This is a genomic window from Halorubrum trueperi (genome assembly GCF_042662525.1).
Lineage (GTDB): Archaea > Halobacteriota > Halobacteria > Halobacteriales > Haloferacaceae > Halorubrum > Halorubrum trueperi.
This window is the reverse complement of the sequence record NZ_JBHSXI010000023.1, coordinates 96178-117066: the sequence shown is the minus strand read 5'-3', so window position 1 is coordinate 117066 and position 20889 is coordinate 96178. Positions and strand designations below refer to the sequence as shown.

Annotated in this window: 22 protein-coding genes; 14 read left to right on the top strand and 8 right to left on the bottom strand. The window is 68.6% G+C overall.

The genetic code is table 11. From position 1 onward, the window contains the following. Positions 1–727 precede the first annotated feature (727 nt). The 3 genes from ACFQEY_RS15785 to ACFQEY_RS15775 all read left to right on the top strand — a co-directional run bounded on the left by ACFQEY_RS15785 (position 728) and on the right by ACFQEY_RS15775 (position 3986). The gene (locus ACFQEY_RS15785) at positions 728–2725 is read left to right on the top strand and encodes a helicase HerA domain-containing protein (protein WP_379770413.1); all 1998 of its coding nucleotides are present in this window, start codon (positions 728–730) and stop codon (positions 2723–2725) included. A gap of 204 nt (positions 2726–2929) precedes the next feature. Next, positions 2930–3208: a hypothetical protein gene (locus ACFQEY_RS15780; RefSeq protein WP_379770411.1), complete on the top strand. Its 279-nt coding sequence runs from the start codon at positions 2930–2932 to the stop codon at positions 3206–3208. 1 nt (position 3209) lies between these two features. Further along, positions 3210–3986 carry a DUF4382 domain-containing protein gene (locus ACFQEY_RS15775; protein ID WP_379770409.1) on the top strand — a complete coding sequence of 259 codons (777 nt, stop codon included), beginning with the start codon at positions 3210–3212 and terminating at the stop codon, positions 3984–3986. 253 nt (positions 3987–4239) lie between these two features. On the opposite strand, the gene ACFQEY_RS15770 is transcribed toward ACFQEY_RS15775, so the two are convergent. Together ACFQEY_RS15770 and ACFQEY_RS15765 are read right to left on the bottom strand one after the other, a co-directional pair. Further along, positions 4240–4917 (bottom strand): TVP38/TMEM64 family protein, encoded by a 678-nt coding sequence (locus tag ACFQEY_RS15770; protein ID WP_379770407.1) that lies wholly within the window; start codon positions 4915–4917, stop codon positions 4240–4242. 171 nt (positions 4918–5088) lie between these two features. Beyond that, positions 5089–5916, bottom strand: a complete 828-nt coding sequence (locus tag ACFQEY_RS15765) for an NAD(+)/NADH kinase (RefSeq protein WP_379770405.1) — start codon at positions 5914–5916, stop codon at positions 5089–5091. A 163-nt stretch (positions 5917–6079) separates the two neighbouring features. Between ACFQEY_RS15765 and ACFQEY_RS15760 the strand changes: the two genes are divergently transcribed. The 3 genes from ACFQEY_RS15760 (at position 6080) to ACFQEY_RS15750 (ending at position 8257) form a co-directional block, all read left to right on the top strand. Next, a complete protein-coding gene (locus ACFQEY_RS15760) occupies positions 6080–7357 on the top strand; it encodes a KaiC domain-containing protein (RefSeq protein WP_379770404.1) in 1278 nt (425 codons plus the stop codon). A 140-nt stretch (positions 7358–7497) separates the two neighbouring features. After that, positions 7498–7917 (top strand): DUF8059 family membrane protein, encoded by a 420-nt coding sequence (locus tag ACFQEY_RS15755; RefSeq protein WP_379770402.1) that lies wholly within the window; start codon positions 7498–7500, stop codon positions 7915–7917. A 175-nt stretch (positions 7918–8092) separates the two neighbouring features. After that, positions 8093–8257 (top strand): DUF7838 family putative zinc beta-ribbon protein, encoded by a 165-nt coding sequence (locus ACFQEY_RS15750; RefSeq protein ID WP_379770400.1) that lies wholly within the window; start codon positions 8093–8095, stop codon positions 8255–8257. A 132-nt stretch (positions 8258–8389) separates the two neighbouring features. Here the strand turns inward: ACFQEY_RS15750 and aceA are convergent, their stop codons facing one another. From aceA to ACFQEY_RS15735, 3 genes are read right to left on the bottom strand one after another with little or no spacing between them, the layout of a single operon-like run. After that, complete coding sequence (gene aceA, locus ACFQEY_RS15745; RefSeq protein WP_379770398.1) at positions 8390–9472, bottom strand: isocitrate lyase; 1083 nt, start codon at positions 9470–9472, stop codon at positions 8390–8392. 5 nt (positions 9473–9477) lie between these two features. Further along, positions 9478–9618, bottom strand: coding sequence for a hypothetical protein (locus ACFQEY_RS15740; protein ID WP_379770396.1), 141 nt, complete (start codon positions 9616–9618; stop codon positions 9478–9480). After that, on the bottom strand, positions 9615–10049 hold the full coding sequence (locus tag ACFQEY_RS15735) for a hypothetical protein (RefSeq protein ID WP_379770393.1): 435 nt from the start codon (positions 10047–10049) through the stop codon (positions 9615–9617). Before ACFQEY_RS15735 ends, ACFQEY_RS15740 begins: the two co-directional genes overlap by 4 nt. A gap of 257 nt (positions 10050–10306) precedes the next feature. On the opposite strand from ACFQEY_RS15735, the gene thiL reads away from it, so the two are divergent. The 4 genes from thiL to ACFQEY_RS15715 all read left to right on the top strand — a co-directional run bounded on the left by thiL (position 10307) and on the right by ACFQEY_RS15715 (position 14536). After that, positions 10307–11251 carry a thiamine-phosphate kinase gene (gene thiL / locus ACFQEY_RS15730; protein ID WP_379770391.1) on the top strand — a complete coding sequence of 315 codons (945 nt, stop codon included), beginning with the start codon at positions 10307–10309 and terminating at the stop codon, positions 11249–11251. A gap of 444 nt (positions 11252–11695) precedes the next feature. Continuing rightward, the gene (locus ACFQEY_RS15725; protein WP_379770388.1) at positions 11696–12160 is read left to right on the top strand and encodes a universal stress protein; all 465 of its coding nucleotides are present in this window, start codon (positions 11696–11698) and stop codon (positions 12158–12160) included. A 122-nt stretch (positions 12161–12282) separates the two neighbouring features. Further along, the gene (locus ACFQEY_RS15720; protein WP_379770386.1) at positions 12283–13572 is read left to right on the top strand and encodes a DHH family phosphoesterase; all 1290 of its coding nucleotides are present in this window, start codon (positions 12283–12285) and stop codon (positions 13570–13572) included. A gap of 1 nt (position 13573) precedes the next feature. Further along, positions 13574–14536, top strand: coding sequence for a carbohydrate kinase family protein (locus ACFQEY_RS15715; RefSeq protein ID WP_379770384.1), 963 nt, complete (start codon positions 13574–13576; stop codon positions 14534–14536). Between the two features lie 195 nt (positions 14537–14731). On the opposite strand, the gene ACFQEY_RS15710 is transcribed toward ACFQEY_RS15715, so the two are convergent. After that, a complete protein-coding gene (locus tag ACFQEY_RS15710; RefSeq protein WP_379770382.1) occupies positions 14732–16216 on the bottom strand; it encodes a sodium:solute symporter family protein in 1485 nt (494 codons plus the stop codon). Then, positions 16213–16473 carry a DUF3311 domain-containing protein gene (locus ACFQEY_RS15705; RefSeq protein WP_379770380.1) on the bottom strand — a complete coding sequence of 87 codons (261 nt, stop codon included), beginning with the start codon at positions 16471–16473 and terminating at the stop codon, positions 16213–16215. The genes ACFQEY_RS15710 and ACFQEY_RS15705 overlap by 4 nt, the downstream gene beginning before the upstream one ends. 176 nt (positions 16474–16649) lie before the next feature. Between ACFQEY_RS15705 and dnaG the strand changes: the two genes are divergently transcribed. Beyond that, on the top strand, positions 16650–18257 hold the full coding sequence (gene dnaG / locus ACFQEY_RS15700) for a DNA primase DnaG (RefSeq protein WP_379770378.1): 1608 nt from the start codon (positions 16650–16652) through the stop codon (positions 18255–18257). A 150-nt stretch (positions 18258–18407) separates the two neighbouring features. Here dnaG and ACFQEY_RS15695 read toward each other — a convergent pair whose 3' ends face one another. Then, on the bottom strand, positions 18408–18974 hold the full coding sequence (locus tag ACFQEY_RS15695; RefSeq protein ID WP_379770376.1) for a peptidylprolyl isomerase: 567 nt from the start codon (positions 18972–18974) through the stop codon (positions 18408–18410). A 121-nt stretch (positions 18975–19095) separates the two neighbouring features. On the opposite strand from ACFQEY_RS15695, the gene ACFQEY_RS15690 reads away from it, so the two are divergent. From ACFQEY_RS15690 to truA, 3 genes are all read left to right on the top strand, one after another. Beyond that, a complete protein-coding gene (locus tag ACFQEY_RS15690) occupies positions 19096–19296 on the top strand; it encodes a XapX domain-containing protein (protein ID WP_379770374.1) in 201 nt (66 codons plus the stop codon). A gap of 88 nt (positions 19297–19384) precedes the next feature. Continuing rightward, a complete protein-coding gene (locus ACFQEY_RS15685; protein WP_379770371.1) occupies positions 19385–19921 on the top strand; it encodes a universal stress protein in 537 nt (178 codons plus the stop codon). After that, complete coding sequence (gene truA, locus ACFQEY_RS15680; RefSeq protein ID WP_379770368.1) at positions 19918–20856, top strand: tRNA pseudouridine(38-40) synthase TruA; 939 nt, start codon at positions 19918–19920, stop codon at positions 20854–20856. The genes ACFQEY_RS15685 and truA overlap by 4 nt, the downstream gene beginning before the upstream one ends. Positions 20857–20889 lie beyond the last annotated feature (33 nt).

Below are 20889 nucleotides of genomic sequence, written 5' to 3'. Positions count from 1 at the left end.
ACACAGCACAGCATGAAACAGCCACTCGCTGAAGGTTGCTTCTTGATTGAGAGCGGAAGTAGGGATCTCATTGTGTTGGAGTGGACATTTGTAAGTGAACGAGTGGTGTTGCCGTCGGCTGTTTATAAGTCGTTGCTGGCGCGGTGAATCGTTGTGTCTCTAGCGGTGATTGCTTATAAGTGATCGTTGCTGGCGCAGTGAACACTTCCAAAGCCCCAGCCACGAGGCGAGCGCACGCTCGTTGTGCGCTTCAGTCGCTCGCACTGCTCGCTCCTTCAGTGCTTACGTCGTCATCAGAACGCTTTGCGTTCTGATTGGCTCACGAGAGCTTTGCTCTCGTGAACGCCTGCGCCCGCCTCGTGGCTGCCCCTTCGAGTCCCACCCCGAACAGCCCCACAACCGCACCTCACACCTCCCCAACCTCGTCGCGGACGCTTATAAGCGGCCGCGGGCTCCCTCGCGGGCTCTTCGCGCTCGCTTAAAAGCGAGCGCTCAGAGGCGCAGGGCGAGAGCGAAGCTCTCGCTTGCAGCCGGCGCAGAGCGCCGGCGACGCCACCGCCTCGGTCATTTATAAGCAGTCGTCGCCGTCACGCTCGCCTGTTTAAATACCTCGTTGCCAGCGGCGGTCTGCGATACCCACTCCCGTAATCGCTCACCACTCTTGCTGTACTAACTGCGTCGTCGCCCGAGCCGATGGTTTATGAGGCGGGCGGTGCCTGTCACGAGTATGACCGAGCAGGAGGCGATCCACGTCGCGGACGTCAGCGAGGGGATCGGGGGCGACGCGACGGCGGAGCCGGGGTCGCCGGTTGAGCTCCCGGTCGTCGACGTGCTCACCGGCCGATCGTTTATCACGGGAAAAAGCGGGTCCGGAAAGAGCAACACGGCGTCCGTCGTCATCGAGAATCTTCTCGACAACGGATTTCCCGTGATGATCGTCGACACGGACGGCGAGTACTACGGGTTAAAAGAAGAGTACGAAATTCTCCACGCCGGAGCCGACGACGAGTGCGACATCGTCGTCTCCCCCGAGCACGCCGAGAAGCTCGCGAACCTCGCCTTGGAGCAGAACGTCCCGATCATCCTCGACGTCTCCGGCTACCTGGAGGAGTCCGTCGCCAACGAGCTGCTCCTCGCGGTCGTCAAGCAGCTGTTCGCCAAGGAGAAGCGACTGAAAAAGCCCTTCCTGCTCGTCGTCGAGGAGTGTCACGAGTACATCCCGGAGGGCGGCGGGATGGACGAGACCGGGAAGATGCTGATCAAGGTCGGCAAGCGCGGGCGGAAACACGGCCTCGGCATCGTCGGGATCAGCCAGCGCCCGGCCGACGTGAAAAAGGACTTCATCACCCAGTGCGACTGGCTCTGCTGGCACCGACTCACCTGGGACAACGACACGAAGGTCGTCGGTCGGATCCTCGGCTCGAAGTACGCGAGCGCAGTCGAGGACCTCGGCGACGGCGAGGCCTTTCTGATGACCGACTGGGACGAGTCGATCCGCCGGATCCAGTTCCACCGCAAGCAGACGTTCGACGCGGGGGCGACGCCCGGACTCGACGACTTCGAGCGCCCGGAACTCAAGTCGGTCTCCAGCGACCTCGTGGGCGAGCTCCAGTCCATCTCCGACGAGGAGGCACGCCGCGAGTCCGAGCTGGCCGATCTCAGACAGGAGATCGACAAGAAGAATCAGCGGATCACCCAGCTCGAACACGAGTTGGAGGACGCTCGCGACCTGAGCAACATGGCCGACCAGTTCGCGCAGGCGCTGCTCGGGAAGGCTGAGGCCCCGTACCGCGGCGGCGACGGGAGATCCGTCGCGTCCGCCGCTCGACGCGATCAGGTCGACCTCGCAAGCTACGACGAGGCCGTCGCCGCGACCGACGGCGACGGGTCGGATCCCGGTGATGGCGCGACCGACGGTAACGCCGGTGACGATGCCGATCTCGCCGGCGACTCCGCTGTCGACTCCACCGGTGACTCCGCTGTCGACTCCACCGCGGACACCACCACCGACCCCGCCACGAACACCACGAACACCACCACCCGCGAAGTCGAGGTCGACGACGGATCCGAGATCGACGTCGCAACCTCCGATACGGCACCCGCCGCGCCGCCCGACGACGACGTCGATCCCGTGACGCGGGCGGACGTCGCGGAGAGCGCGCTCCGATTCGACGACGCGGTCGAACTCGGCACCCGCGAGGCGGTCATCGAGGAGCTACGTGACCGGATCGGGGCGCTTCCCGAGCTTTCCCGCGGAATGCTCCGCCACTACCGTCGCGAGGGCGTCAGCGACCCCGTCGCGGCCCACATCGACGCCGGCGGCGACGGCGACTCCGGGCACGCCTACAGCCGTCATCGACCGATTCGGCGCGCGGGGCTCATCCGTCACGCCGGCCGCGGCCACTACGCGTACGCGGTTCCCGACTTGATCCGCGAGGCGTACGCGGATCGGTTGGACGAGGCCACCGTTCGGGAGGTCGTTCGCGCCGTCGAGACCGCGTTCGTTCCCCCCGCCGAGCGGAGCTATCCGCCGGACGCAGAACCGGCGGAGGTCGGCATCGAGACGGATCCAGCGGTGGCGGGTACCAGCGACGCCGACGAGGGGGACGCCGGCGACAGCGACGGCAACGCTTCGGAGACCGCTGAGATTGATAGCCGTTCCACGGGGGGGCTGAGCGACGCCGCGCGGCGGCTCGCGAAGCGCGGCGGGACGACCGACGAGTGACATCACAGTATCGAATTGACCCCGTTGCTACGTTCTGATCGACCCTCGGGAACGGTCGTTCCCCGATAACTGTCGAATACAGACGGTGTTCTTCACGAGCCGGTGATCCGCACGCCTTCTGGCGGTTAACTCGGCTTTAATCGGGTAAAATCGGCTGAACGGCTTGTGGTATTGAAGGTTGTAGCGCCCCGAGCAGAAATCGTAATGAACGTGAACCGGACGACGCTGATCGTGGCACTCGCCTCGACGGTATTGATCGGGAGCGCCGCGGCGGCCGGTGCCGTCGCCGCCGCGCCCGCTGCGGGCGACGCACCGGGGAACGCAGAGGCCGGACCGCCGAGCGATCTTCCGGACCAGGTGCCGGACTTCGTCGGTGAGATCCTCGGGAGCGTCACCGACTTCATCTCGGGCGATGTCGACGGTCTCGGTGAGGTCGTGAGCGATGTCGCCGGCGGCGCGACCGACGAGGAGGGGAGCGAATAACGTGTCCGACCGATCCACCGACCTCGCCGCACTCGACAGGCGAAGCTACCTGTGGGCGACCGGCACCGCCGCGCTCGCGACCGTCGGCCTCGCCGGCTGCGTCGGCACTGCGACCGGGACGCTCGCGACCAGCGTGACCGACCAGCCGGCCGATATCGGCGATTTCGAGTCGCTCGTCGTCACCATCGACGGGATCTGGCTCGGTCCAGAGGGAGCCGAGAGCGGAGCCGACGGGAACCGAACTGACGACGAGGACGGAACCGACGCCGAAGCGGGTAACTCGACGGCCGACGGTGACGGCAGCGGCGACAACGCGACAGCCGACGGTGACGGCAGCGGCGACAACACGACCGCAGACGACGACGAAGACGCGGGAGACGAGCCCGCCGGCCGCGAATACCTCGAGTTCGACGAGCCGCAGGAGGCGAATCTCGTCCGGCTACAGGACGGAGAGACGCAGCTGATCGACGAGCGCGAGCTGGAGGTCGGTTCCTACCGGTTCCTCCAGCTGGACGTCTCGAACGTCGACGGAACGCTCTCCGGCGGCGACGAGGCGACCGTCGACCGTCCCGGGAACGCACCGCTCACGTTCAACCAGCAGTTCGAGGTTCGCGAGAACACGCGAACGAGTTTCACCGCCGACTTCGCCCCCGTCCGCCGGGGTACCGGCTCCTACCTCCTCCGGCCCGTACCGAGCGGAATCGAGGTCTCATACGAGGAAGCCGGCGACGACGGAGAGAGCAGTGACGACGGAGGCAACGACGAAGACGAGACCTAACCGGGGCGACGGCGCTCCGAACGGTGATGAGCCCCCTCCGGTCCTCCGTTGAAGCCGCACCGGTCGGAACCGTCCGGCCGGCCTCGCGATCGCGGCTTCGGGGTAAGGGCTGGGAGCGGTCCCGGGATCTGGGGACCGGAGGGGAATGCACGTTTGCAACCGGTTCCCGAGCAGAGGCACGCGATGGTTCGACCGTTCCGACGCAGCACGCTGCGTTCGGGCGGTCGATTCGTCCCGCCCGCAGTCGCGACGGTCACGCCGTCGACGCGGGTTTCTCACCGACAAACGTACGATAGAACGGTCCGGCGAGCAGCAGCGCCCCGGCCCCGGCCATCCCGGCGAGTACCGTCGGATCGACCGCGGCGAGGTCGCCGCCGGCGAGCCGGTCGAGCGAAGCGCCGACAGCGATACCGAGGATCACCCACGGCAGTTCGCCGACGGCGGTTCCGACGAGGAACGGCCGGAGGCGGATCCCCGATCCTCCGGCGACGAGCGAGACCGCGTCCGACGGGAGCGGGAGCAGCCGCGTCGCCGCGACCGCTCGAATGCCGCCCGCCGCGTCGGCCAGCCGCTCGCCAGCGCCGCAAAGCCGGTCCGCCACGCCGAAGTCTGCACGCGCTCGCGTTCGACCCGAGCGAGCCAGGGCGTACGGTGGAAGCGCGGTCAGCGTCACCAGCGCGACGCCGACGGGCACGCCGGCCCAGCCGTAGCCGAAGCCGACGGCGGCGGAAAGGAGCGTGGTCGGCCACGCGAGGAAGGGCCGGACCGCCGTCAGCGCGAGCAGCGCCACGCCAAATCGAACGGGATGGTCCGCGAGCCACGTCAGCGGCGCGAGCGCGGCGTCGGGGGACGCGACCCACGCGACGGTCACGAGCGCCGCGAGCGCGATCCCGGCGAGGGCGTACCCGGCGGCGACGGACCATCGATTCACGAACCGTCGTCTTCGCTCGGGTAATAAACGCTTTGTGGGTCGTCCCTTCGCGGATCGTCTGCGTGCGGCGCGGTGTCGAAACTTCGTGGGATCATCCACACGCGACGCGGTGTCGGAACGGGGCAGAACGAGTCGGTCCGAGTCGATCGAGGGAGGCGACGTCGATTCGTCTTAGGAGAGCTTCCCGAGCGCCTCGAAGAAGTTCGAGGGCGGTCCGGCGATCCGCATCGGCGGGGTCGTTCGCTCGACGGTTACCTCGACCGGCGCGGAGAGCGTCGTCGCGTTCCGGCCGTCGCTGACCACGATCGCCTCGCCGGGGCCATCAACCGCCACGGTGACCGTCGAATCGACGTCGACAACGAGCGGCGGCATCCCCTCCGCGGCGACCATCTCGTTGACGACGAGGCCGCTCACGCCGGGGTGAACGAGCGGCCCGCGCTCGGAGAGGTTGTACGCGGTCGAACCGGTCGGCGTGGCGACGAGGACGCCGTCGGCGTGCCCGTTCGAGTACCGGTTCCCGTCGATCCGGACCTCGTAGTCGATCCCGCCGCCCGGACCGCGGCGGCCGCCCTGGATCACGATCTCGTTCGCGGCGGGGACGGACGCCCACCCGTCGGATCGTGCGGCGAGCCGCGGCACTTCGCGGACGTCCATCTCCCCGCGTTCGAACGCGTCCACCTCGGCGAGAACTGCGTCGGTCGCCTCCTCGGGCGGGACGGCGTTGAGAAATCCCACCTCGCCGAGGTTGACGCCCACGATCGGCGTGCCGCCCGCGTTGCGCGCGACGAAGAGGAACGTCCCGTCGCCGCCGACGGCGACGCCGAGGTCGCAGTCGACGAGCGCCTCGACCCCTCGTCCGAGCGATTCCTCGCCGAGCGCGCTCGCGGTTTCGGCGTCGACCCAGACCGACTCCCCGGCTTCGACGACGGCGTCGCGGAGCTCCGCGGCGACGGCCACCGCTCGCTCGCTCCCCTTTCGCGCCACGATTCCCAGGTCCATGCGCCACCGATTCGCGCCCCCGGACAAAAGGCTGCGGACATCGGGCCCGACTTCCGGACCGGGCCGCCGAACCCCCATCGTGCCCGCCTCGAATTCCGGAAAGTTTCAAGCCGCACGCCCGCGTTGCCCGTCACATGTCGACCCCCCACGGCCGGCTGGAACGATGAGCGAAGAGGACGACTGGTTCGAGCGCGCACTGCGGGATCTCGACGAGGACTCCGACGGAGAGGCCGGCGGCGAGAGCGACGCCAACGGGGAGGCTGACGACAACAGCGGGCGGAAAGAAGAACTCGACGACGACCGTAACAACGACGACCGCGACGGTGGCGGCGACGACCGCAACAACGATGAGCGCGACGGTGACGATGACCGCGACGGCGGCGGCGACGACGGCCGCGACGGAGCACGCGCCGAGGCCGACGACTCCAGCCCTGGCGGCGACGACCGCAGATCGTTCGGCGAGGACGACCCGTTCGTCGGGGGGGTCGGAAACGGACCAGACGAGCCTGCCAAGCGTCGCCAACGCCCAGCCCCCGGGTCGTCGTCGGGCGGCGAGCCCAGCGACCCCTTCGGCGGGTACAGGGGGACGGAACCGTCTCGGGACGACGACTTCGGATTCGCCGACTTCGGCTCGGAGGAGGGCGGTGAGCGCCGCGGCAGCCCTCCCTCGGAAGGCGCGGCCGGTCGGGAGGGTAGCGCCGGCTCCACCGGGTTCGACGTCGACCCCGACGAGTTCGAGTCGTCGATCGACCGGACCGACGTCGGGATAGAGGGGCTCGACGAGATGATCCTCGGCGGCGTCCCGAGCCGGTCGCTGCTCTCCGTCATCGGCGGAGCCGGGACGGGAAAGACGACGTTCTCGCTGCAGTTTCTCAACGAGACCCTCGAATCCGACGGGAAGGGCGTGTACATCACGCTCGAACAGACCCGCGAGTCGATCGTCTCGACCGCTGAGGAGAGAGGTTGGCCGTTCCGCGAGTACGCGGACGAGGGCCGACTCGCCGTCGTCGCGATCGACCCGATCGAGATGGCGAACTCGCTCGCGTCGATACGAAACGACCTCACGCGGCTCATCGCCGAGTACGACGCGGATCGGCTGGTACTCGACTCCGTCTCGCTGTTGGAGATGATGTACGACCACCCGGCGAAGCGGCGCTCCGAGGTGTTCGGGTTCACACGGTCCCTGAAGGAGGCGGGCGTGACGACGCTCCTCACCTCCGAGGCCAGCGAGGGGAACCCGTACGCGTCCCGCCACGGCATCGTCGAGTACCTCACCGACGCGGTGTTCGTGCTCCGGTACGTCCGCGACTCCGACTTCCGCGAGACGCGTCTTGCCGTCGAGATTCTGAAGATCCGCGACGCGAACCACTCCCGAGAGACGAAACCGTACGAGATCACCGACTCCGGGATTTCGGTGTACGAACAGGCGAACATCTTCTAGGGGCCGGCTCACGTGCCCTCAGCGGGTGCGGAGTTCCGTCCACCCTTCCGGCGGTCACATCCATCCCCTCCCCGACGATCGTATGACGAATTCGACAGCAATCCTTATCACACAGCGACCAGATCAGTGGTGATGAATCTATGACACGAGCGCTTAAGGGGTCCGGCTTCCTCGGACTCGCGGTCATGATGGCGGTCGGGTTGCATCAGTTCGTGATCTTGTCCGGCGGCAGCGCCGTCCCGCCGTGGATGATCGGCGGCCACGCCCACCTCGGCGTTCTGTCGATCCTCGCGATCGTGATGGGGTTCGCGGTGCCGGCCCTCGGCGTCACCGGAACCCTACGGACCGTCGTGACCGTGCTCTTCATCGCCGGACAGTGGGGGATTCCCGGTATCGTCTGGCTCGGCGAAGGGTTCGGGCTCGCCTTCCTGATGCCGACCGGATTCCTCTGGGGCGGCGCGCTCATCGTCGCGATGCTGATCATGTTTTATAAATCGATCACGCAGCCGGCGGACGCGGTCGGAGGCGGCCCTGCGGCCGGCATCCCCGGCGACGACTGATCGCGGACGCGTTTCCGCCGGGGTGTTCGCGGACGCGTTTCCGCCGACATCGACGATATCAGTGCGATCGTGGGGGATCTCCCGCCGCAAGGGCGGAGTTTCCCACCGGCTCGCACCGGGACCGCACAGCCACCGGATCAGTAGCTTCAAACCCGCGCCGGACGGATCGCCGAACATGGCGCTCGAAAAGGACGTGGACTGCCCGAAGTGCGGGGAGGCCCAGTCGTTCTACCGGACCGCGGCGATGACGCTCCACCTCGGCGAGAAGACGAAGTGGCGCTGTCCGGAGTGTGGGTACGGCTACGTCGAGATCAACGGGATCGACACGCTCCCGGCCTGAGACGCGATCGAGAGTCCCAGTCGTCGATCGCTCGAACTCCGAAGCACCGGTCCGCCGTCACGAAGAAAAAGGCGCACTGCGTTCGGACGGGACCGGCGTTCTGATCGATTTCGTCGCCGAGCCGTCCCGCGATCAGTCGTCGTCGCTCTCCGCGGCGGCGACCCGCTCGGCCTCCTCGTCGGACTCCTCCGAGGCCGTGATCGGATCGCTCTGGTCCTCGGTGAACCCGGCGGACTCCTCCTGTCGAGCCTTCGCTTCCGGGTCGAACCGAGACTCGATATCCTGATACCGCGGGACGAAGGAGAGCTCGTGGTGGCTCTTCGTCTCGTGGTCGAGGTACTGGTCCTCTAGGTCGAACTGGGCCCGCTCGTCGTTCTCGGCGATGTTCGCGAAGTCCTCGTAGGCGGCGTGCGCTCCCGAGTGCAGCCCGTACAGCGTGATGAAGATGTACTGGTAGCCGAGGTCACCGAGCCCCTCGAAGGTGAGCGGGTCCTCCTGCTCGCTCCACGCGAACGACGAGGAGTAGTTGAACGCGAGGTCCAGGTCCGGGTGCGTCTCGTGGATCTCCTCGGCGTAGCGAACCGCGTCCTCGCGGGACGGGTCGGGCATCTCGGGCCAGACGAGGTCGACGCCGGCGTCGGCGTAGATCCGGCCGCGTTCGAGGTGCTCCTCCCAGTCGCCGTTCGCGGAGCCGTACGCGTCGGTGCGAGCGATAATGACCGTGTCCTCGCTTTGCTTGGCGTCGACGGCGGCCTCGAACCGCGAGCGCGCCTGCTCGCGGGAGACGATCTGCTTGCCCGCGATGTGGCCGCAGCGCTTCGGCGAGGTCTGGTCCTCGATGTGGACCGCGGCGACGCCCGCCTTCTCGTACTCGCGGACTGCGCGGCGGACGTTGTGGACGCCGCCGTAGCCGGTGTCGCAGTCGGCAACGACCGGAAGGTTCGTCGCCTCGACCATTCGCTTGGCGTTCTCGACCATTTCGGTCATCGTGACCATCTCCAGGTCGGGGAATCCGAACTGACCGAGAACGGTCGAGTAGCCGCTCATGTAGGCGGCGTCGACGCCCGCCATCTCCGCGAGGCGAGCGTCGAGCGCGTGATAGATCCCGGGCGCGAACGTGTAGTCCTGCTCGGCGAACAGCTCGCGGAGCTTCCGGCCGGCCGCGTTGTCGATGTCTCTCGTCAGCGTGTCGTCGTCGAGTTCTGTCGGATGCATAGGTGTCACTCAGCGATGGTGTCGTCGTCGGATCGGTCGATCGCGCGTCGCGTGAATGTCGTCTGATCGGGTCGCGGACCGTCGCCGGTCCCCGACATCGGAACGAGCGTCGCGGCGGGGCGGCGACCGGTGCGAATCGCGTTCATTGCAAGCCCCCGTCGGTCCGCGGTCGCCGCGCCGGACGCAGGTCGGGAACGAGCGGCGCGTCTCGATCGGCGTCCGTCGGCGGCCGGCTCGGACGCCGGTGGACCCCGCCCCGGTTCGTCGCCGGTTCGGTCGTCGCCGTCGCCGTCGAAGTCCCGGTCGTCTCCGTCCCGGTCGTCCCCGTCTCGGTCGTCCCCGTCCCGGTCGTCGTCGCCGGCGCTGTCGCCGTCTTCGTCGGTTCGGTCGTCGTGCGCGGGACGAGCGGCGCACCCGCTTCTTCGGTGACGGGAATGCGACCGGGGATCGGTCGAGGAGAATCGTCGGCGGCCCGCGTCGGTTCACGGCGGGTCGTTTCGCGGTCGATCTTCTCGTGATCGGTCGATCGGTTCGTCGCGTCGTCGGTGCGGTCGGTCGTGTCGTTAGGTGTCGTCATCGAGTCGTGTGGGCGGTTGCGGCGGTCGTTTGGTGATAGTGCGGTCGGTGCGTCGTGCTGCGGCGTGTCCTCGTACGGGTACTGACATCGCGATCGATACGTCCGGATGGGTGGTAATAAACATAATGATTGATAATGATAATATTCGTTAATGTATTTTATTCGGTTAAATGGGTCGTGTTGTCGTGGGTCATATCATCACCGATCCGCGTCGGATCGATCCCTTATAATCCGTTCCGGCACGTGCGGTCGACACTGTGAACGAGCGAGACGCGCTTCGAACGCTCGCGGCCGATCTGCCGCACGCGGGAGACGACGCCGCGGTCGTCGGTGACACCGTCATCACGACGGACATGCTCCACGAGCGAACGGACTTCCCGGTCGGGACGACGCGGTACACGGCCGGATGGCGCGCCGTCGCGGCGTCGCTTTCGGACGTCGCGGCGATGGGTGCGGACGCGACCGCGGCCGTCGCCGTCTACGCCGACGCGTCGTTCGACGGCAACGACCTCGACCGGTTCGTCGCCGGCGCAGTCGACGTCTGCGAGGCGGTCGACGCCGAGTACGTCGGTGGCGACCTCGACACCCACACGGAGTTCACGACCGCCTCGACCGCCATCGGCGACGTCACCGACGAAGGGGTCGTGACCCGTTCCGGGGCGTCGCCCGGCGACGCGCTCTGTGTCACCGGCGAGTGGGGGCGATCGGCGGCGGCGCTTCGGCTGTTCGAGCGCGGGAGAGACGACGAGGCGGGAGCCGGGGAGCGCGGGCGGGAAGGCGGAAAGCGTGGACGGGACATCGAGCGCGCCAACGACCTATTCAGATTCACGCCGCGCGTCGCGGACGGGCTCGTGCTCGCGGGTCGCGCGACCGCGATGATGGACTCGTCCGACGGCCTCGCTCGGTCGCTTCACCAGCTCGCGGAGGCGAGCGACGTCGGCTTCGCACTCGACCGCGACGCGGTCCCCGTACACCCTGCGGTCGAGGCGCTCGCCGACGATCCGGGGGAGCGGTTCGAACTGACCGCGCACTTCGGCGAGGACTTCGAACTTGTATGTGCGATACCCGAGCCGAAACTGGACCGCGCTCGCGCGGCGTGTCCCGGCGGATTGACCCGCGTGGGAACGGTCGCGGACACCGCTGACGGGGTGACCGCCGACGGCGACTCGCTTCCGGACCGCGGCTACACCCACGGCTCGTAGCTTGCCGATGGAACGCTGATAAATGAGACGAGCGGTTCGGCTAAAATCGGCTTGTTCAGACGAGTCGTGATCTGAAATCCTACCCTGAAACACCGTCTCCACGTCTGCTCTTTGATCGGTTCCGAGGGTCCTGCGGACCGCCGCCGGCGACGTGGTATTTAAGAAAGCGGGTGCGAGAGCGACGACTGCGTATAACTGAGTCACGCTGTCGGCGTCGCCGGCGCGTCTCGCTGCCGCTTCGCGCCTTATAAATTCGCTCGGAGCGTCCGGCGAGAATCGAAGGTTCCCTGGCAGCCAGCGGCTCGCCGCCGGCGACGCCAGCGTACCGCACAGCACTGCTCGTCCATTTATACGGAATCGTCGCCGTCGCAGTCGCCCAGTTATATACGCCGTCGCTGGAACCGACCGCGGGGTTTTAGGTGTCGTTGCGGCGAACGACCGGCTATGTTCGACACGATCGTGATCGCGACGGACGGCTCCGACAGCGTCCGGCGGGCCGTCGACGTCGCGGTCGACGTCGCCGCTCGGTTCGAGGCCGAGGTACACGCCGTCTACGTCGTCGACAGCGGCGAGGTCGAGTCCACGCCAGACGAGGTGCGCGACGACCTCCGTGACGCGCTCGACGCCCACGGGGAGGATGCGCTCGACGCGGTGACCGACGCCGCGACGGCCCGCGACCCGACCCTCGACGTCACCGCCGAGGTCCGCGAGGGACGGCCGGCCGCGGAGATCTCCGGATACGCCCGCGACGTCGACGCCGACGTCGTCGCGATGGGGACGCGCGGGCGACACGGGGAGAACCGATTCCTCATCGGGTCGGTCGCGGAACGCGTCGTCCGAACGTGTCCGGTTCCCGTCCTGACCGTCCGCCAGCTCACCGACGAGGACCCGCGTCGAACGACCATTTGAGGGATAGGCGGTCCGGATCTCGACCGGGCGACCGAGCGAACAAGAGCCGAACGACCCGCCGGCTTGGGACCCGAGCCGCCCGAGAGCGGCGGAGTTTTCACGCTCCCGCTCGGGTCGACGGTATGGACGACGATCTCATCGACGAGGCTGACGTTCCCCGCTCGCGGTACACGCGACTGCCGGGCAAGGGCTTCTTCTACCCGGACTCGCTGGACGAGGAGCGAGCCGAGCGGCGAGCGAAGGAGGCGATCGAGGGCAGCGAAGCGGTCGTGATCGCCGACGGCGACGCGGACGGCCTCGCCTGCGCGGCGATGATCCGAGAGACGTACGACGCCGCCCTCGACATCGAGGACTTCGAAGCGGCCATCGCCGCGCGGCTCGGTGACGAGACGGACGCCGGAACGGAGAACGCCGAAGCGGCGGATGTCGAGGCGGCGGATGTCGAGGCGGAGGACGACGCAGATCCGACCGAGGACGCCCACACCCGCTCTCCCGTCGGGCTGGTCGCCGCGGGACCGTACTCGATCGACACGTCGCTCGAACGCGTCCTCGCGTACGCGGACGACGACGTCGACCTGTTCGTCTGTGACCTCTGTCCCGACGACTTCGAGTGGATCGCCGAGCCGCTCACGGCCCTCGCGGAGTCGACCGCCTCGATCCGGTGGTTCGACCACCACCAGTGGGACGAGTCGACCGCGGCGGCGGTCCGCGAACTCGGCGTCGATCTCGTGGTCGGCGAGTCCGACGAGGAGTGCACCGCGGACGTGACCCTCCGATCGCTCGATCACGACTTCGACGATCGCTGGGCCGAGCTGGCGGCCGTGACCCGCGATCACGACCTCTGGCTGAAGGAGGACCCCCGCTCCGACGACCTCGCCGACTACTCCTACTGGGCCGGCAGCGAGGAGTACGCGACGGTCGTCGGCGCGTACGGGGCCGACCTCCCCGAGACGGTCCTGCGGTACGTCGCGGACCGCCGCGTCGAGAAGGAGGCTCGGATCGACGCCGCCGTCGACCGCGCGGTCACGCACGAGATCGCGGACTGGACGGTCGCGGTGACGTACGGTCGGTGCTCGCAGAACGAGGTCGCGGAGGCCCTCCGCGAGGCGGGCGCGGACGCGGCCGTCATCGTGAAGCCCGCGGGCTCCGCGTCGATCCGCGGCTCCGAGGACTTCCAACACGCGCACGAAGTCGCCGGAAAGGTGAACGGCGGTGGCCACCCACAGGCGGCCGGCTGCAAGCCCGACATCTACGACGACATGCTCGATTACGCCCACCACTGGACGACCGAGGGACAGGCCTGTCGCCGGGTCATCCTCGCGGCGTTCGAAGCGGTCGCCGAGGAGGTCGCGGCGGCGGAGGCGGCGGAAGGCGAGGACAGCGAAGACGCTGACGGGACGGACGGGGAGTAGGATGTCGGCGATCATCGTCGCCGGCGAGACGCTCGTCGACATGCTCCCCGGACCCGGCGAGACGCTCGTCGACGTCGAGGGGTTCACGCACCGCCCGGGCGGCGCGCCGGCCAACGTCGCGGTCGGGCTCTCGCGACTCGGCGCGGAACCAGCGCTGTGGACGCGACTCGGAGACGACCCCTTCGGCGACTTCCTGCGGGAGACGCTCGCGAACGAAGGGGTCTCGGGGACCCTGATCGAGCGCATCGACGGAAACACGACGCTCGCGGTGGTCTCGCCCCCGGGCGTCGACGGTCGCCGATTCCGGTTCTACGGCTCGCGTGCGGTCACTTTCGGCTTCGATCCGGCGTCGGTCCCGACCGCCGCGCTGGAGTCGCGCTCGTGGGTCCACCTCGGCGGCGTCGCGCTGACGCACCCGTCGGGCCGAGCTGCGATGCGCGAGCTGGCCGAGCGAGCCGGCGATCGCGGGTGTGCGGTCTCCTTCGACGTCAACTACCGACCCGACCTCGTCCCGGCTGACGAGCGCGAGGCGGTCCGCGACGCGATCCGCTCAATTGTCGCCGACAGCGACGTGGTCTTCTGTAGCGACGAGGACGTCGAGGCGGCGGGGCTCTCCTCGCTCGAAGGGGCCGATCTGGCACGGGACCTGTTGTCGCTCGGTCCGCACACGGTCGCGGTGACCCTCGGTGCCGACGGAGCGCTCGTCGCCAGCACGGCGGCTGCGCCGTGGGGCGAGCGCGAGGCGCGGCACGGCGGCTTCCCGGTCGACGCCGTCGACGCGACCGGCGCGGGGGACGCGTTCACGTCCGGACTCCTCTCTCGACTCTCGACGGTGACGACCGACCTCGACGCCGCTGTCGCGTTCGCGAACGCGACGGCCGCGCTCTCGGTGCGGGAACGCGGCGGGATGACGGCGCTCCCGACCGCCGAAGCGGTCGAGGAGTTCCTCGCGAACCGTCGGTGACGACGGCGATTCGAAACTGACGCGGAATCGGCCGGTGTCGACGCGGAATCGGCCGGTGTCGACGCGGAATCGGCCGGTGTCGACGCGGAATCGGCCGGTGTCGACGCGGAATCGGCCGGTGTCGACGCGGAATCGGCCGGTGTCGACGCGAGATCATCCCAACCCGGCGAGAGATCACCCAAACCCGACGCGAGATCAGTCCCCGGCGACGGCGAACCGCGACGCGTCGCTCTCTTCCGTCGGCGCGGTGAGCAGCGAGACGCCGACGGTGAGCGCCGCCGAGAGGGCCATCAGCCCGAGCGCCACGTCCCACCCGCCGCCGACGGTTCGTGGGAGCGTCGGGACGAAGGGAACGACCGCAGACAGCACGACCGCGAGGTACGCGACCTGCGGGACGGACACGCCGACGATCATCCCGGTGCGGGTCGTCCGATCCCAGTAGAGCGCGCAGATGACGGGGAGCGCGAGCAGTGCAAACCCGGAGAAGGCGGTGTCGCCGACCTCGATCAGGGTGCCCGGTCGGAACAGGCTCGCGACGAACGCGAGGATCGCGAACGCGGCGACGCCGATCCGGGCGATCCACGCCTCGCGGCGCGCGGAGGCGTCGGCATTGATCACGGGTCGGTAGAGGTCGCGGGTGAAATACGACGATCCGGACAGGAGCATCGAGTCCGAGGAGGACATCATCGCGGCCATCGCGCCCGCGATCAGGAGGGCGGCGAACCACGTCGGCGTGTACTCGTTCAACACGACGGGGAACACGTTCGCGCCCTCGGGCACGTCAATCGGCATCCCGACCGCCCACGCGCCGAGCATGAACGCGGGGAGGAAGAGGAGGAGGACTAACACCGGCCACAGCACGAACGACCGCTTCAGCGTCTCGCCCGACTTCGCGACGAAGAAGCGCTGGTTGATCTGCGGGAACATCGTCACGCCGAACGCGATCGTGATCGCGGTGGAGACGATGAACCCGGGCGTGTAGAGCCCGCCGCCGAAGCTTCCGAACTCGGGCCGGGCGTCGAGCATCGCGCTCGTCGCTGCGCCGACGCCGCCGACAGCAGATACGACCCACACGGCCGCGATCCAGACGACGGAGAGCATGAACAGCCCCTGGATCGTGTCAGTCCACGCGACGCCGCGCATCCCGGCGAGAACGACGTAGAGGATCATGAACGCGGTGACGAGCGCCGCGCCGCCCCAGTAGGGGACCGCGCCGCCGGTGAGTCCGACGAGCGCCTCGCCCGCGCCCATCTGCTGGAGCATGACGTACGGGAACAGCCACAGGAGGCTCACCCCGGCGACGAGCGCGCGGAGCCCGACCGAACCGAACCGGTCGCCGAGCATCTCCCCGAGCGTGACGTACCCGTGCCGGTCGCCTATCAGCCACTGCTTGTAGCCGATCGCGTACCACAGCACCGCGAACAGCACCCCGTCGAGCGCCCCCATCACGATCAGCCACTCCGGCCCGGCGGCGAACGCGAGATTCGGGCCGCCGAAGAAGGTGAACGCCGAAAGCAGCGTGGCGAACGTCGTGAACAACAGCACGGCCGTCCCGATGGACCGGCTCGCGAGGTAGTAGTCCTCCGCGGTCGTCTCCGAGACGCGGTACGCGACGAGGCCGACGACGAGCGCGAGGAGGAGGTAGCCGACGACGATCCCGAGCGAAAGGCCGAGGGTCACCGTCGTTCACCTCCGGTCGTGGCGGGTGACTCGGTCCGTTCCGCGGTGCGGATCCCCATCCCCCGCTCCCACGCCCCGCTCCGGACGAACAGGGAAAACAGGACCGAACACGACGCGAGCCACGCCACGTGCCACCAGATCCACACCGGAAGACCGGCGACGACCGTATCGACGCCCCACAGCGGCCACGGCACCGCAAACGCGACGAGGAGCGCGAACGTCGGAATCCACACGAGATCGCTTCGGGATCGTCTCATGTCGACATATAACCGAACTGATCGGGTAAATACTATCGATCGAGTTCGATACGAAATATCGCAGAAATATTTTCTTCAAAGGGCGGCGACGGAGACGGGTGCGATAACTATTTTCGCCGACGGGTACAACGATGCCCGGGCGGCCGACGCCGCCCGATCATCACCATTCACCCATCATGAAGGACACAGAGAAATACCTGATTCACGCCACCATCGCGGCCGACGGCGTCGTCGAGCGGAGCGACGTGGTCGGCGCGGTGTTCGGCCAAACCGAGGGGCTCCTCGGCGAGGAGCTCGACTTACGGGACCTCCAGGAGTCGTCGCGAGTCGGTCGGATCGACGTCGCCGTCGAATCCGAAAACGGCCAGTCGTTCGGCGAGGTCACCGTCGCGTCGAGCCTCGACAAGGTCGAGACGGCCATCCTCGCGGCCGCTCTCGAAACGATCGATCGAATCGGTCCCTGCCACGCCTCGGTGGAGGTGACGAGCATCGAGGACGTGCGGGCGGCAAAGCGCCGCGAGGTCGTCGAGCGGGCCAAGGAGCTGATCGCCGGCGGCTTCGAGGAGACGCGCCTCGCGAGCGACGACATCCTCGCGGAGGTTCGCGAGGCCGCCCGCGTCGAGGGAATCGTCGAGTACGAGGGGCTCCCGGCCGGCCCCCGGGTAGGCGACTCCGACGCGGTCATCGTCGTCGAAGGCCGCGCGGACGTCCTCACGCTGCTCGACTGCGGGATCAAGAACGCGGTCGCGGTCGAGGGGACGAACGTCCCCGAGGCTGTCGCCGGTCTCACCGCCGACCGCACCGTGACGGCCTTCCTCGACGGCGATCGCGGCGGCGAGCTGATCCTCCGCGAGCTCGCGCAGGTCGGCGACGTCGACTACGTCGCGTTCGCGCCGCCCGGCGAGTCCGTCGAGGACCTCGACCGCAACGCCGTCTTCGAGGCGCTCCGCGGCAAAGTGCCGTACAGCACCCTCGCCGACGAGCCAAACCTCCGAGCAGCGGCCGAGTCGGAACCGCGAGCCGACCAGTCCGGGGACTTCGGGTCGACCCCCGTCGTCGACGACGGTGACGACGACGGCCCGGGAGTCGACGACGGTCGGGAAGTCGACGACGGAAGCGACGCCGACGACGCGGCCGACACCGTCGGAGCCACCACCGCCGGCAACGCGGATGACACCGACGACGGAGACACCGGGAACGACGCGAACGGCGTCGTCGCCGGGGCGGACCGCGGTGCGGCGGCTAGCGGCCTCGTGGAAGCGATCGAGGACGCGCCTGCGTCCGCGCCGATCGAGGCCGACGAGACGGTTGGCGGCGAGGAGGCCGACGGTCGGGAGGAAGAGGACGCCGACGAGCCAGCCGCCGGCGAGGAGACCGACGGTCAGGAGGAGGAGGACGCCGACGAGGGGCCCGACGGGAGCGAGCGAGGCGGTGTCGACGTGGGAGGCGGACCCTCAGACGGTCCGCCGATCGACGACGAGCCGCGCTCCATCGAGGAGCACGTCCAGGAGGTCGTCGACGCCGAGAGCGGCCTCGCTCGGCTCCTCGGTGACGACCGCGGCGTGCTCGCGGAGGTCGACGCGGCCGACGCGTTCGACGCGATCGAGGGGGCCGAGACCGCGCCGCACACGGTCGTCGTCGACGGGCGGATCGACCAGCGGCTGCTCGACGTATCGGCACAGCGCGGCGTCAGCGAACTGCTCGGTCGCGAGGTCGACGAGTTCGTGAAACGACCGATCGGCACCCGCGTCCTCACCGTCGGTGACCTCCGCGCCGGAAGCTGAACATGTCTCACGGGGAGCGTTTCAACGGCGTCGTCGGTGTGACGTCCTCTCCGTCCTGGAGGGTAGTTCACCCTCGTAACTTCGATAAGCGCTAGACTTCGACGGCGATCGTCGCTCCCGGGCGGAGGCAACGCGCTGCGAATGCGCGGTCTACTCGTCGACGGTGATGCGTTCGATCTCGACCGCATCGCGGGGTTCGTCGCGGCGGCCGGTCGGCACCGAACCGATCTCCTCGACCACGTCCATCCCGTCGACGACCTGCCCGAAGACGGCGTGCTTGCCGTCGAGGTGCGGGGTCGCGTCCAGCGTGATGAAGAACTGCGAGCCGTTCGTGTTCGGGCCGGAGTTCGCCATCGAGAGGATGCCCGGGCCGTCGTGCGTGAGGTCGTCGTGGAACTCGTCGTCGAACTGGTAGCCGGGGCCGCCGCGGCCGTTCTGTTGCGGGTCGCCGCCTTGGATCATGAAGTCGTCGATGATGCGGTGGAAGACGTTGCCCTCGTACAGCGAGTCACCGCGCGTCTCGCCCGATTCGGGATCCTCCCACGTGTTGGTATCGCGGGCGGGTTCTGCGTCGGCGGCGGGATCGTGACGCGCGAGCCCGAGGAAGTTCTCGACCGTCTTCGGCGCGCGGTCGGCGAACAGCTCGACCAGCACGTCGCCGTGGTTCGTGTGAAGCGTTATCTGCGGGTTGTCGGGGTTGTGAACCGTTCGTCCCATACCCGCGAACAGGATTGCCGGTCGGAAAACCCTACCCATCCGCGGCGTCGGGACCGACCGCTCCCGAACGTCGGCGGGGCGCGAACGTGGCGCTTATGAATAGCCGACGCCGAGGCGGGGGATGAGTTCGACGCCCGTCCTGACCGTCGCCGCGCTGGTCGTCGGCGTGACGGTCGGCGCGCTGTTCGCGTTTCTCCGCGTCCCCATCCCAGCCCCGCCGGAGCTTCCGGGCGTGATTGCGATCGTCGGGATATACCTCGGATTCAAGGCAGTCGGCTACGCCGGCTACGGCTTCGACCTGCTCGACTCGCTCGGGCTGTAGCCGACGGAGCGAGTCGCGTCCGGCGAACGTCAATCGCGCCCGGCCGGCGGCCGGTATCGTTTTGCACCCGGCGGGAGCAGTACGTCGCATGTACGACGCCATCCTCCTCCCCGTCGCGCCCGGCGGCGAGGCGAACGACGCGGTCCCGCACGCGAGCAGCCTCGCGGAACGGTACGGCGCAACCGTCTACGTCGTCTCCGCTATCGACACGGTGGCGCAGACGCTCCGCGGTCCGCAGGCCGGCGCGTTCGCGGAGCGGGTCGAGGACGCGGCCGAGAAGCGAGTGGAGACGGTGACGGCGGAGCTCGAGGCGGCCGGCGTCGACGTCGTCGGCAACGTCGTCCGCGGCCAACCCCTCGACGTCATCCGGAACGCGATCACCGATACCGGGGCCGACATCGTCGTGATGCCGAGCCACACCCGGAGCGGCATCCGTCGCATGCTTCTCGGGAGCGTCACGGAGAAGGTGGTCCGCGTCTCGCCCGTCCCGGTCGTCACCGTGCCGATCGCGGAGTCGGACGACGCGGAGCCGGACCGGGCGGAATCTGTCGAGGCGGAGCCGGACCGGGCGGAATCGGACGAGCCCAAACCCGCCGACGAACCGCCAGCCGGCGACGGGGAGTGACCGACGCCTCTGCGACGGGGGCTCGGGCGTTCCGCGTCGCGTACGACGGTCGCGAGTACGCGGGGTTCCAGCGTCAGCCCCACGCGACGACCGTCGAGGGGACGCTGCTTCGTGCGCTCGCAAAGCACGGGATCGTCGACCGCGGTGACGGCCCGACGCACGCGACACCGCCGGGGTACGCAGCAGCGGGTCGCACGGACGCCGGGGTCTCCGCGGTGGCACAGACGATCGCGTTCGAATCGCCCGACTGGCTCACCCCGCGGGCGTTTAACGGGCACCTCCCCGGCTCGATCCGAGTCTGGGCCGCCGCCGACGTCGCCGACGGTTTTCACCCGACCCACCACGCGGTCCGCCGGACGTACCGGTACCACCTCTATGCGCCCGAGACCGGGTCGAATTCTGTACGTGAGACCGCGGACGCATCCGAATGCCACTACGACGACCGCGCCCTCGACGACGACCGCGCCCTCGACGACGACCGCGTCCGCGACGTCCTCGCGCAGTTCTCCGGCGAGCACGACTTTCACAACCTCACGAGCGACGCGACCGGCACGGTTCGAAATCTACACGCGACGGCGACCCGAGACGGCGACGTTCTCGTCATCGAAGTGTCCGCCGGGGGGTTCCCGCGGGCGCTCGTCCGCCGACTCGTCGCCGCGGTTCGGGCCATCGGACGCGGGACCGCGGAGCCGTCGTTCGCCGATCGCCTCCTCGCCGCCGACTCCGTTCCCGGGGAGTTGGGCGTCGGCCCCGCGCCGCCGGAGCCGCTGGTGCTGTGGGACGTGGCGTACGACGGCCCGACGTTCGACGTCGACGCGGAGGCGGCCGAGAGCGCGCGAGTTGCGTTCGGTGAGCGTCACCGCGACGCTCGCCACGCGGCCGCAGCGACGGGCGCGATACGAGACCGGATCGGAGCGAGCGCCGACCGCGAGTGAGTCCCTGGCCGGGTACAAGTGAGTGGGGATCGG

Excerpts from the sequence above, each read along its gene's own strand:
- ACFQEY_RS15705 (WP_379770380.1), bottom strand. The coding sequence starts at position 16,473 with ATGAGACGATCCCGAAGCGATCTCGTGTGGATTCCGACGTTCGCGCTC.
- ACFQEY_RS15740 (WP_379770396.1), bottom strand. The coding sequence starts at position 9,618 with ATGAACGCGATTCGCACCGGTCGCCGCCCCGCCGCGACGCTCGTTCCG.
- ACFQEY_RS15760 (WP_379770404.1), top strand. The coding sequence starts at position 6,080 with ATGAGCGAAGAGGACGACTGGTTCGAGCGCGCACTGCGGGATCTCGAC.
- ACFQEY_RS15690 (WP_379770374.1), top strand. The coding sequence starts at position 19,096 with ATGAGTTCGACGCCCGTCCTGACCGTCGCCGCGCTGGTCGTCGGCGTG.
- ACFQEY_RS15780 (WP_379770411.1), top strand. The coding sequence starts at position 2,930 with ATGAACGTGAACCGGACGACGCTGATCGTGGCACTCGCCTCGACGGTA.
- ACFQEY_RS15750 (WP_379770400.1), top strand. The coding sequence starts at position 8,093 with ATGGCGCTCGAAAAGGACGTGGACTGCCCGAAGTGCGGGGAGGCCCAG.
- ACFQEY_RS15725 (WP_379770388.1), top strand. The coding sequence starts at position 11,696 with ATGTTCGACACGATCGTGATCGCGACGGACGGCTCCGACAGCGTCCGG.
- dnaG (WP_379770378.1), top strand. The coding sequence starts at position 16,650 with ATGAAGGACACAGAGAAATACCTGATTCACGCCACCATCGCGGCCGAC.
- ACFQEY_RS15755 (WP_379770402.1), top strand. The coding sequence starts at position 7,498 with ATGACACGAGCGCTTAAGGGGTCCGGCTTCCTCGGACTCGCGGTCATG.
- ACFQEY_RS15720 (WP_379770386.1), top strand. The coding sequence starts at position 12,283 with ATGGACGACGATCTCATCGACGAGGCTGACGTTCCCCGCTCGCGGTAC.
- ACFQEY_RS15785 (WP_379770413.1), top strand. The coding sequence starts at position 728 with ATGACCGAGCAGGAGGCGATCCACGTCGCGGACGTCAGCGAGGGGATC.
- ACFQEY_RS15765 (WP_379770405.1), bottom strand. The coding sequence starts at position 5,916 with ATGGACCTGGGAATCGTGGCGCGAAAGGGGAGCGAGCGAGCGGTGGCC.
- ACFQEY_RS15715 (WP_379770384.1), top strand. The coding sequence starts at position 13,574 with ATGTCGGCGATCATCGTCGCCGGCGAGACGCTCGTCGACATGCTCCCC.
- ACFQEY_RS15735 (WP_379770393.1), bottom strand. The coding sequence starts at position 10,049 with ATGACGACACCTAACGACACGACCGACCGCACCGACGACGCGACGAAC.
- ACFQEY_RS15695 (WP_379770376.1), bottom strand. The coding sequence starts at position 18,974 with ATGGGACGAACGGTTCACAACCCCGACAACCCGCAGATAACGCTTCAC.
- ACFQEY_RS15685 (WP_379770371.1), top strand. The coding sequence starts at position 19,385 with ATGTACGACGCCATCCTCCTCCCCGTCGCGCCCGGCGGCGAGGCGAAC.
- aceA (WP_379770398.1), bottom strand. The coding sequence starts at position 9,472 with ATGCATCCGACAGAACTCGACGACGACACGCTGACGAGAGACATCGAC.